Annotated in this window: 9 protein-coding genes; 1 reads left to right on the plus strand and 8 read right to left on the minus strand. The window is 43.8% G+C overall.

What is annotated here, in order from left to right:
* Nucleotides 1–21: 21 nt before the first annotated feature.
* The 7 genes from uvrA to DWX28_RS06885 form a co-directional block, all read right to left on the minus strand.
* Nucleotides 22–2,865, minus strand: coding sequence for an excinuclease ABC subunit UvrA (uvrA, locus tag DWX28_RS06855; RefSeq protein ID WP_118252244.1), 2,844 nt, complete (start codon nucleotides 2,863–2,865; stop codon nucleotides 22–24).
* A 132-nt stretch (nucleotides 2,866–2,997) separates the two neighbouring features.
* Nucleotides 2,998–4,161, minus strand: coding sequence for a radical SAM family heme chaperone HemW (hemW, locus tag DWX28_RS06860; RefSeq protein WP_118252245.1), 1,164 nt, complete (start codon nucleotides 4,159–4,161; stop codon nucleotides 2,998–3,000).
* On the minus strand, nucleotides 4,124–4,609 hold the full coding sequence (locus DWX28_RS06865) for a hypothetical protein (RefSeq protein ID WP_022214319.1): 486 nt from the start codon (nucleotides 4,607–4,609) through the stop codon (nucleotides 4,124–4,126). The genes hemW and DWX28_RS06865 overlap by 38 nt, the downstream gene beginning before the upstream one ends.
* Before the next feature lie 24 nt (nucleotides 4,610–4,633).
* Nucleotides 4,634–6,442 carry a translation elongation factor 4 gene (gene lepA, locus DWX28_RS06870; RefSeq protein ID WP_022214320.1) on the minus strand — a complete coding sequence of 603 codons (1,809 nt, stop codon included), beginning with the start codon at nucleotides 6,440–6,442 and terminating at the stop codon, nucleotides 4,634–4,636.
* A 365-nt stretch (nucleotides 6,443–6,807) separates the two neighbouring features.
* The gene (locus DWX28_RS06875; RefSeq protein WP_118252246.1) at nucleotides 6,808–7,542 is read right to left on the minus strand and encodes a hypothetical protein; all 735 of its coding nucleotides are present in this window, start codon (nucleotides 7,540–7,542) and stop codon (nucleotides 6,808–6,810) included.
* Nucleotides 7,543–7,659: 117 nt separating this feature from the next.
* Nucleotides 7,660–8,718 carry a hypothetical protein gene (locus DWX28_RS06880; protein ID WP_022214322.1) on the minus strand — a complete coding sequence of 353 codons (1,059 nt, stop codon included), beginning with the start codon at nucleotides 8,716–8,718 and terminating at the stop codon, nucleotides 7,660–7,662.
* Nucleotides 8,719–8,759: 41 nt separating this feature from the next.
* Nucleotides 8,760–9,002, minus strand: coding sequence for a helix-turn-helix domain-containing protein (locus DWX28_RS06885; protein WP_022214323.1), 243 nt, complete (start codon nucleotides 9,000–9,002; stop codon nucleotides 8,760–8,762).
* 242 nt (nucleotides 9,003–9,244) lie between these two features.
* Between DWX28_RS06885 and DWX28_RS06890 the strand changes: the two genes are divergently transcribed.
* Nucleotides 9,245–10,585 carry an IS30 family transposase gene (locus DWX28_RS06890; protein ID WP_118252247.1) on the plus strand — a complete coding sequence of 447 codons (1,341 nt, stop codon included), beginning with the start codon at nucleotides 9,245–9,247 and terminating at the stop codon, nucleotides 10,583–10,585.
* Between the two features lie 267 nt (nucleotides 10,586–10,852).
* Here DWX28_RS06890 and DWX28_RS06895 read toward each other — a convergent pair.
* A partial coding sequence (locus DWX28_RS06895; RefSeq protein ID WP_207661138.1) for a peptidoglycan-binding domain-containing protein occupies nucleotides 10,853–11,268 on the minus strand: 416 nt, incomplete at its 5' end.

Below are 11,268 nucleotides of genomic sequence, written 5' to 3' on the forward strand. Positions count from 1 at the left end.
TAGCCTCCTTCCCAATTTTCTCTATTGCTGCAGGTATTTCTTCACATACTGGCCCGTGTAGGATTCCGGGCACTCTGCGATCTGTTCCGGTGTTCCTGTTGCGATCACCGTACCTCCACGGTCACCGCCTTCCGGTCCCATATCTATAATATAATCTGCTGTCTTGATGACGTCCAGGTTATGCTCGATGACTACAACGGTATTTCCACCGTCTGTCAGACGCTTCAGGATCTCAACCAGCTTGTGTACATCCGCGAAATGAAGTCCTGTCGTCGGCTCATCCAGAATGTAGATCGTCCTTCCGGTGCTTCGTTTGCTGAGTTCTGTCGCAAGCTTGATCCTCTGCGCCTCGCCGCCGGAAAGTTCAGTGGACGGCTGACCAAGACGGATATAGGAAAGTCCTACATCGTACAGTGTCTGGATCTTACGACGGATAGATGGAACATTTTCAAAAAATCCCAGTGCTTCCTCGACTGTCATATTCAGGACATCGTAGATACTCTTGTCTTTGTATTTCACTTCCAGCGTTTCTCTGTTATAACGTTTACCCTTGCACACTTCACATGGAACATAGACATCTGCCAGGAAATGCATCTCGATCTTGATGATTCCGTCACCGCTGCACGCCTCACAGCGTCCGCCCTTGACGTTAAAACTGAAACGTCCTTTCTTGTAACCTCTTGCCTTCGCATCTGCAGTCGCGGCAAAAAGATCTCGGATCTGGTCAAAAACGCCTGTATACGTTGCCGGATTGGATCTCGGTGTACGTCCGATCGGCGACTGATCGATATTGATGACCTTATCAAGCTGGTCAAGTCCCTGGATTTCCTTATGTTTGCCCGGGATAGTCCGCGCACGGTTCAGGTCTCTTGCCAGAGTCTTGTACAGTACTTCGTTGATCAGGGAGCTCTTGCCGGAACCGCTGACTCCCGTAACACTCGTCATAACGCCCAGTGGGATATCCACATTGACCTGCTTGAGATTATTCTCCGCTGCTCCGCGGATCTTAAGCCACCCTGTCGGCTGTTTGCGCTCCGTCGGCACCGGAATCTTGATCCTGCCACTTAAATATGCGCCTGTGACAGAATCCGGATTCTGCATCAGTGTCTCTGCTGTTCCGATCTCGACAAGTTTTCCACCGTGTTCGCCTGCCCCCGGTCCGATATCCACAACACAGTCCGCAGCACGCATGGTATCCTCGTCATGTTCCACCACGATCAGGCTGTTCCCCAGATCACGGAGGCGCATCAGTGCCCTCAGCAGTTTGTCATTATCTCTCTGATGAAGTCCAATACTCGGCTCATCCAGGATATAGGCAACTCCGACCAGGCCAGAGCCGATCTGTGTCGCAAGACGGATTCTCTGCGCTTCCCCGCCGGAAAGTGTCGCAGTCGCACGGCTTAAAGAAAGATAATCCAGACCTACTTCTGCAAGGAACCCAACTCTCGCACGGATTTCTTTGAGGATCTGCTTTCCGATCAGCTCCTGCTGGCTGGAAAGCTTCAGGTCTTTCAGGAAATCACACAGCTTCTCTATGGAGAGCGCTGTTATCTCATAAATATTCTTATCTCCGACTGTGACAGCAAGTGATTCTTTCTTCAGTCTCTGTCCCTTACAGGTCTTACATGGGGTGATGCGCATAAAAGATTCATATTCCTGCTTCATTGCGTCAGAACCTGTTTCTTTGTATCGCTGCTCCACGTTCTTGATAAGACCCGGGAACGCAATGTCATAAATTCCCTCTCCGCGCTGTCCCTTGTAGTAAACCTTGACAGAGTGTCCATTAGTTCCGTGGATCAGAATGTTCTTGATTTCTTCCGGATAATCCTGAAATGGAGTATCCAGACTGAAATGGTATTCATTTGCCAGTGCATCCAGGATCGCTCTTGTAAAACTTCCCTTGTCTGTGCAGGACTGCCATCCCATCACAGTAATGGCTCCCTCTGAAATACTTAAGGATTTGTCCGGTATCATCAGGTCGACATCGAACTCCATCTTGTATCCCAGACCGAAACAGTCCGGGCAGGCTCCAAACGGATTATTGAAAGAAAAACTTCTCGGCTCGATCTCGTCAATACTGATCTGGCAGTCCGGGCAGGAAAAACTCTGGCTGAAATTTATGATATTTCCATCCATCGTGTCCACCATCAGAAGTCCGTCTGCAAGATCAAGGACAGTCTCGATGGAATCTGACAGTCGTTTCTCAATACCTGGTTTGACTACCAGACGGTCTACTACGATCTCGATATTATGCTTGATGTTCTTGTCCAGTTTGATCTCTTCGGAAAGTTCATACATGTTTCCGTCGATCAGAACGCGGACATAGCCGCTTCGCTTTGCCTGATCCAGAAGTTTCGCATGGGTTCCCTTGCGTCCTCGGACTACCGGTGCAAGAAGCTGGATCTTGGTCCTCTCCGGCAGTGACATGATGTGGTCTACCATCTGGTCTACGGTCTGTTTCTTGATCTCCTTGCCGCACTTCGGACAATGTGGGATTCCGATCCTTGCATACAGAAGACGGAAATAATCGTAGATCTCAGTTACTGTTCCTACGGTAGATCGCGGGTTTCTGTTTGTGGATTTCTGATCAATGGAGATTGCAGGCGGCAGTCCCTCGATCGACTCCACGTCTGGTTTCTCCATCTGTCCCAGAAACTGTCTCGCATAAGAAGACAGAGACTCCATATAGCGTCTCTGTCCTTCCGCATAAATGGTATCAAAAGCCAGAGAAGACTTGCCGGAACCACTGACTCCTGTCAGTACTACAAATTCATCTCTTGGAATATCTACGCTCAGATTCTTGAGGTTATTTACATTCGCACCCCGAATCCGGATAAATTTCTTCTCAGTTGTATGTCCCGCCATAGTTTCTTATGCTCCTCTGCTTTCTCATTATATCTAATTTGCACTGTTTCTCTGTAGTATTACTGTTCTCAGTAACTCTACTATTGATTCTGTATTACTGTTTGCTCCGGGAGTTCCAGCTCTCCTCCCGTTTCACTCATCCAGCAGAAAATCTGCCAGGACTGGATTGCTCACATGGATTCCTTTCCTTGTAAATCGCCAGAACTCACCTGTATGTTCCAGCAGATCCATCTCTTTATATTTTGCCAGAACAGAGCCATAAATATCCTCTATCCTGCATCCAAAATTTCTCTCAAACTGTCTTTCAGAGATTCCTTCTGTCATACGCAGCCCCAGGAACATGAATTCTTCTATTTCGTTGTTTCTGGAAAGCGCCGTAACATCCTCCCGGATCTTCTCCGGTTCTGTGCTGTCTGCCAGATACGTCTGCATATCTCTGGTATTGCTGAAACGCTTTCCCTGAAATAATGATGCCGCTCCCAGACCGGCTCCCAGATATTCTGTGCGCTGCCAGTAACCCTTGTTATGTCTGCACTCGAAGCCGTCACGGGCGTAATTGGATATCTCATATTGATGGAATCCATATTTTCTCAGGATTTCCGCGGTGTCCTCGTACATCTGGTATTCTTCATCTTCTGTTGGAAGGATCAGTTTCTTCTGTGCGAAAGGCGTTCCCTCCTCGATGATCAGACTGTAAGCCGAAATGTGCTCCGGTGAAAGTTCTGCGATGGTTTCCAGATTGTGCTTCCAGTTCTCGCAGGTCTGCCCCGGTATTGCAAACATCAGGTCTACATTGATGTTGGAAAATCCAGCTTTCCTCGCCCAGTGATAACTCTGGAGAAATTCTTCGTAGGTGTGGATCCTTCCGAGCATGTCAAGTTCCTGCTGCACCGTGGACTGAAGTCCAAAACTTATTCGATTGATACCGGCTTCGTGGCAAAGTTTCAACTGCTCCGGACTGACTGTTCCCGGATTTGCCTCCATTGTGATCTCTGCATCTTCACTCAGAATAAATGCCTGTTTTATCTCATCCATGATCCGGCAAAGCTGCTCTCCACTGAGCACAGATGGAGTTCCGCCGCCGATGAATATAGAAACGACCTCATATACTTCTTTCTGTGAGATGCTTCTTATCTCCCTGCACAACGCATCTACATAGTCGTCCCGTGTCTTCTGGTCTGACGGTCCGGAAAGGAAATCACAGTACTGGCATTTGCGGACGCAGAACGGAATGTGCACATATAACTCCAGCGGAATCTTAGTATTCCTCACTGTAATCTTCCTCACTGTCGTCATATTCTGAATCATCCTGGCTGCTGTCATCTTCTGAATAATCTTGGCTGTCTCCGCTGTCGGAAGAATCGCCCTCTGTATCAGAAGACATATTTGCATCCGCAGATGTGCTGTTGTCTGACAAACTGGAATTATCTGCTGTCGAAGCATTATCTGACGTAGTACTGTCTGACACAACCGCAGCTCCACTTGCTGTATTGGCAGATGTAGATCCGGCATTCTCATCAAGATAGCTGTTTACCATCGTTACGCCACCACTTGAAACAACTGCTGCAGAATTTACCTGCTCCGGTGCAGTCGTAGGCGTTGGCTCCGGTGTGATGCTGATCTTGATAACTTCTTCTGTTTCCGGATCTGCTGCTTTCTTCTTGCCGCATCCGCAGCCCGCCAGAAGTGTACACATCAGAAGGACTGCACCTGTCAGCAATAAACGTGATCTTGTTTTTTTCATTATTATCCTCCGATTCCCGAACGATTATTTATCGTCCAGCTTCAGAACACTCATAAACGCTTTCTGCGGGATTTCTACGTTTCCTACCTGGCGCATACGCTTCTTACCTTCCTTCTGTTTCTCCAGAAGTTTCTTCTTACGGGAAATATCACCACCGTAACATTTGGCAAGTACGTCCTTACGCATGGCACGGACAGTCTCTCTGGCGATAACCTTGCTTCCGATCGCAGCCTGGATCGGGATCTCGAATAACTGTCTCGGAATTTCTTCTTTGAGTTTCTCGCACATCTTACGTCCTCGCTCGTAGGCAGTATCTGCATGTACGATGAAGGAAAGGGCATCGACTTCTTCCTTATTAACAAGGATATCCAGTTTGACCAGATCACTGCGCTCGTAACCGCAGAGCTCGTAATCGAGGGAAGCATATCCTCTGGAACGGGATTTGAGTGCATCGAAGAAATCATAGATGATCTCATTCAGAGGCAGTTTGTATTTCAGAAGTGCTCTCGTCTCTTCCATATATTCCATTCCGATGTACTGGCCACGGCGTTCCTGACAGAGATCCATGATTGCGCCGATAAACTCGGTTGTTACCATGATCTCGGCATTTACCATCGGCTCTTCCATGTATTCGATCTCTGACGGATCCGGGAGATTGGATGGGTTGGTCAGTTCGATCATATCGCCGTTTGTCTTGTAAACCTTGTAGATAACACCCGGTGCTGTCGTTACCAGATCCAGATTGTACTCTCTCTCCAGACGCTCCTGAATGATCTCCAGATGAAGAAGACCAAGGAAACCACAGCGGAAACCAAAGCCCAGTGCCACAGATGTCTCTGGTTCGAAGAACAGGGAAGCATCGTTTAACTGCAGCTTCTCAAGTGCATCTCTCAGATCGCCGTACTTGGCACCATCTGCCGGATAAAGTCCGCAGTAAACCATCGGCTGTACTTTCTTATATCCTGGAAGTGCTTCTGCACACGGTCTCTCATTATCCGTTACTGTATCACCGACTCTGGTATCTCCGAGGTTCTTGATACTTGCTGTAATGTATCCAACCATGCCTGCTGTCAGCTCGTCACATGGAATGAACTGACCTGCGCCAAAATAACCTACCTCTACAACTTCTGTCGTAAATCCTGTCGCCATCATGCGGATCTGTGTTCCTTTCTTTACACGGCCATCCAGCACACGGCAGAATACGATAACGCCCTTGTATGCATCATAAATGGAGTCAAAGATCAACGCTTTGAGCGGTGCATCCACATCACCGTTCGGTGCAGGGATCTTCGTAACGATCTGCTCCAGAACTTCCTCTACATTCAGTCCTGTCTTGGCTGAGATCCTCGGTGCATCGTGTGCCTCGATTCCGATCACGTCCTCGATCTCATTGACAACTCGATCCGGCTCTGCGCTCGGAAGATCGATCTTGTTGATGACCGGAAGGACATCCAGATCATGATCCAGTGCAAGATATACGTTCGCCAGTGTCTGTGCCTCGATTCCCTGTGCCGCATCCACGACAAGAATTGCGCCGTCACAGGCTGCAAGGCTTCGGGAAACCTCATAGTTAAAATCGACATGTCCTGGGGTATCGATCAGGTTGAAGATATATTCCTCCCCGTCACTCGCCTTGTACACGATACGGACTGCCTGGGATTTGATCGTGATACCACGCTCCCTCTCCAGTTCCATATTGTCAAGGACCTGAGACTGCATCTCACGCTCAGTCAGCGTACCAGTCATCTCGATAATTCGGTCAGCAAGCGTAGACTTGCCATGGTCTATATGTGCAATGATACAAAAATTACGGATTTTGCTCTGATCTATCATTCTTGGATGTGCTCCCTTCTATATATATGTGCTTCACGAAAATTCTCTATATCGTGGGTCATTATAGCATAGCCATTCGCGTTTCGTCCAGCCATTTAGCCCCTTATTCCCGCTCTGTTTCTATATTATTTCCATCTCCCCAGCGCCACCTAAGTTCCGACGCGCAAATTGAAATTCCCCTGTAATCTGGAAATTCTTCTTTTGATATGCCATCACAGTCACACCAGAATATTTTGCCGTCCTCCAATATCAGAGTTACTCCAAGGATTTCACAGGTATATTCTTCATCATACGGAAACAATTTCAGATACTCAATGCCCGAGAATTCCAGTTCGACTATATTTTTCCCTCGATTTATGGATTTGCTATTGTATATATCGGACACCACAGATTTCGTACAGAACGTATGTAGACCCTATATTTATTTCTTCTTTTCTACAATACATGACTTTCTTATAGATGTTATTAGTTTTGGTTGTCTTTACAGTATAGTATGTCCTGAAAAAAATCCTGTTTTCCTTTGTTATCTCACAATTTCCCAGTTTATATTGTTTCGGCAGTTTTTCACCGATGTTACACCAACCTATATGATATCGAAAATTTTTCCATGTCAGACGTTTGAGCCTTCTATGCACTGTACGAAACCCAGAAATATATTCCAGACATATAACAGGCACAATGCCATAAAACATTATAAGTGCCGGAGTGCCTTCAATATCTTTACTGAAGATGCATTCAATCCATAACAAAAGCGTCGCCGCCCCCAAACAGCATACCAATATCCAGACATCAATTACATTTGCCCTGCTAACAGGAATTACATTACCTTTATACAGTACTTTGTTACAGATAGATGATGTTCTTAGCTGATCTGGCAAATAATATTCGCCCAGTTGAACATGCTCTCGATGAATTCGCCTCACCCCATACAGTCCGCCAGAAAAGAAAAACAATATAAGACACTGTTCACTCAACACGTAGAGTTTTAACACCCAAAAAGCACCACACAACAGCAGACAAATCGTGGTTACCTTACTGTTCCTGTCAAACAATTCCTTATACAGTTCTTCGTATTTCCTGGCCTTTTCTAACTGTTTCATACATTCTCCTTATCCATTCTTTATTAAGTATACTACACTTCCATTTTTCGAACAAGTGTTTTCTTTGGGCAAATATAGAAAAATCAGAGGCAGCAAAAAGTCGCCTCCGATTTATGCTCATTCTTCTTCCCTTGTAGTACTCAATCCCAGGATAGAACTGACTTCTTCTTTCATTTCATCATATTCTTTCTTACCACGCCACTTTGAATATAACGGTAAAATCTGAACCTGCGGTTCTTCCTGATGCAGGATAACTACTGGAAGTCTGTATCTTCCCTGTTCTCCATCTTTTTGATCAACGTAGCATAGGCTTAATAAATGCCTCCTCAGTTCCCGGTTTGCATTTTCTATGCACAAGATTGCAATAACTTTTACTTTTTGTTTTTCCGCACTCAGTTCCTGTTTCCAGAAATGTGCAAAAAATTCATTTAATATCTGCATGTTTTCTTCGGAATATTTCTGCATCTGCCCCAACTGTAAAATCTCAACAGACTTCTCCGTTTTCTTCCAGTAAATTATAGAGTGCACTTCCTTTTTGCTATATGCTCCTGCAAAAATATATTGCTGCGAAGTACATTCTTGCTCTATTTTGTTCTTAATCTCTTCAAACGGCACACGATAATAATAATACGAACTTGCAAATTGAGGATTTCTGGAATATTCCGCTATATTGCTGAAAGGTTTCCATATATGATCCGGTCCCTCTGTGTAACGAAAAGCCTCATTGTAATACCATTTATAATACAGAGCATAATAACACCAGACCACTTCAACAACCACAAAACAGCCTCCAAATATATAGTCACATATTTTCCAGATATTTGCATTCATATATATTTTGCATATAAACGCTATTGCCCAAATCCCACATAACGCAGTTTCACAGTAAAATTTCCCTTTAAGATTCGATAATATATTCTTATCTGATGCGTTTTTTCTGAAAAATCCAGCCACATAAAGAGGATTTACTTCACTTATACAATCTGCCCATCGATACTTCATTTCTCTGCCAATATGTATTTTGTGTCTTCCAATCGGACACAAACAAAAGAATGAAAAAAGTGCACCTATCAATGAAACCGGGGCATCACAAAACAATATTGCTGATGCCAAAAAATATACATAAAAAAAAGCAATGGCAAATATAATCATTCCTACGCTTACCAGAATTTCCATCTTTTGTGCTCCCAATCAATATCTATTGACCCAAACTGTATTTATACAAAATATTCCTGCTGCCCAATTCCAAGGATGATATTCACCGGTACCTGCAGAACCTCTGACATCTTGATCAGAAGTTCTGCATCAATCTTTGTCATGCCATTCTCTATCCGGGATATTGTGATAACAGATACATCCAGTTTCTCCGCAAATTCTGACTGACTTCCCACTCTTCTCTTCCGCAATGTACGTATGCGATTCCCCATTTCTATACGCTTACTGTCAAACACACACTTCATAAAAAAAGCACCTCCTTCGTCTGATAGCTCTTAATGCAATTATACGAACATTAGTTCTTATTTGCAAGTTTTTTTTCATAACTGGCACTTTTCACAAAAATGAGGGTTAAATGTATTTTTAAATTCTACCTTGCAAGAGTAAATTCTATACCTGTAGAATTTACTTCTGCATGGATTTTTCCTTCTTCTTTTTATAAAATACTACTGCAGATGATCCCCTGCCTGTGCAGAAGGAGGATAAAATGAATACAGGAAGACCAAAAGGTAACCAAAAACATCTTGACTTATCTGCACGTATTATAATCGAACAGCATTTAAATAACGGTGATTCATTTAGAAGTATTGCAATAGAATTAAACAAGGATCCAAGTACCATATCCAAAGAAGTCAGACGTCATTCTATTATCAGGGAAAGAAGTACAGATGCATTTGCCCCTATTCCCTGTGCAAATAATTATGATCGTTCAAAGCCCCGGACAAATATATGTAATGTCATGCATATGTGCGGTGATAATGAATGCCGGCACAAATGTGTCCTCTGCAGAAAATTCAGATGCAGCGATGTCTGTAAATTTTATAAACCAAGAGAATGTGAGAAATTAAATAAACCGCCTTATGTGTGCAATGGATGCAGCAAGAAAACGAATTGCATGATGGACAAAAAGATTTATTCTTCAAAATACGCCCAGGACACCTATGAAGCCCTTAGGACCACAAGCAGAGAAGGAATCAATCAGACACCGGAAAGTATACAGAAACTGGACATCCTGTTGTCACCGTTTCTCAAAAAAGGACAATCTATTGCCCACATCTACGCATCTCATGCTGATGAGATCGCCTGTTCCAGAAGAACCATATATTCTTACATAGACCGTGGCGTTTTTCAAGCCAGAAACATAGATCTGCGCCGTAAAGTGGTATACAAGCAGCGGAAAAGAAAAACTACTGCCAGCCTTAAAGACAGAAGTTTCCGAAAAGATAGGAGCTATAAAGAATTTCTGGAATATATCGCAGCGAACAAATCTGTTTATGTAATCGAGATGGATACCGTTGAAGGAGCAAAAGGTACCAGTCCCTGCTTTCTGACTATGTTCTTTCGAAACTGTAGCCTTATGCTTATGTTTCTTTTAGAAGAACAGACCCAGAAAGAAGTAACCAGGATTTTTGATCATTTAACAGAATTACTTGGAATTGAACTGTTCCAGAAACTTTTCGAAGTGATACTTACGGACAACGGACATGAATTTCAGGACCGGCAAAGTCTGGAATATAGCAAAAATGGAGAAGTACGCACACGTATTTATTATTGTGATCCCAACCGTTCTGATCAAAAAGGTGCTCTTGAAAAGAATCATGAATATATAAGGTATGTCCTTCCAAAAGGAACAAGCTTTGAAAAAATGACAGACAAGACAACGCTGCTGTTATTAAATCATATCAACAGCGAAAAACGGGACAGCCTCAATGGACACAGTCCATATGAAGTATCCCGTCTCCTGCTGGATAACAGACTTCATAAAGCATTAGGACTGGCAGAGATACCAGCCGATGAAGTCACATTGATACCAGCATTAATAAAATAATAATAACAATACAGGCACAGGCAAGTTTCATTGCATAGAATTTAGTCTTTCCAACAGACATGTGGAATTTAGTCCTGCACACTATTTCCAGATGTCCTTTTATCATGCAAAAAACTATGCTGTTTATGCCGTATAAAAGCATTATATACTAAAAAAATTAAGTTGTGTATCTCCGAAAATAGAATTTAATCCCGCATAAAATCAAGGTATGTTAGAATGTAGAATTTACTTTTTCATTCAAGCTCACAAAAATGAGAAAATTTCAGTTCAGTCCGTTTTATTACCCATAATGCCAAACAAAGCCGTCCAGGTCTCTTTTCCAACCTCTCCGTCTGGATCAAGCCCATACTTCATCTGAAATGTTTTTGTTGATTTTTTCATTTCCGTGCCAAACTGTGCATCAATATTTCCCATATACATACCTTCTGCTGCTAGAATTCCCTCTGCTATCGCTGTAAGCGTACCGGAACTTCCGAACGACAGCACTATTGTCCCAGCAATATTCATGCATTCAGAATCAAAGAGTTCTCCATCAAGAGACAATTTTCCACCATATAAACGATTTACTACATCTTTCCACACAGTCAGCGAGGCTTTCCTCGTTCTGCTTCCATACTGCCCGTGTGAACTACTCGGCAACTGAGTTACCAGAGCATCTGAAATCTGGCGGGATACCGCCTTTT

The organism is Blautia sp. AF19-10LB (assembly GCF_003461245.1).
Classification (GTDB): Bacteria; Bacillota; Clostridia; order Lachnospirales; family Lachnospiraceae; genus Blautia_A; species Blautia_A intestinihominis.

What these genes read in the sequence shown, in the direction of transcription:
- uvrA (WP_118252244.1), bottom strand. Translation starts at nt 2,865, where the DNA reads ATGGCGGGACATACAACTGAGAAGAAATTTATCCGGATTCGGGGTGCG.
- hemW (WP_118252245.1), bottom strand. Translation starts at nt 4,161, where the DNA reads ATGACGACAGTGAGGAAGATTACAGTGAGGAATACTAAGATTCCGCTG.
- DWX28_RS06865 (WP_022214319.1), bottom strand. Translation starts at nt 4,609, where the DNA reads ATGAAAAAAACAAGATCACGTTTATTGCTGACAGGTGCAGTCCTTCTG.
- lepA (WP_022214320.1), bottom strand. Translation starts at nt 6,442, where the DNA reads ATGATAGATCAGAGCAAAATCCGTAATTTTTGTATCATTGCACATATA.
- DWX28_RS06875 (WP_118252246.1), bottom strand. Translation starts at nt 7,542, where the DNA reads ATGAAACAGTTAGAAAAGGCCAGGAAATACGAAGAACTGTATAAGGAA.
- DWX28_RS06880 (WP_022214322.1), bottom strand. Translation starts at nt 8,718, where the DNA reads ATGGAAATTCTGGTAAGCGTAGGAATGATTATATTTGCCATTGCTTTT.
- DWX28_RS06885 (WP_022214323.1), bottom strand. Translation starts at nt 9,002, where the DNA reads ATGAAGTGTGTGTTTGACAGTAAGCGTATAGAAATGGGGAATCGCATA.
- DWX28_RS06890 (WP_118252247.1), top strand. Translation starts at nt 9,245, where the DNA reads ATGAATACAGGAAGACCAAAAGGTAACCAAAAACATCTTGACTTATCT.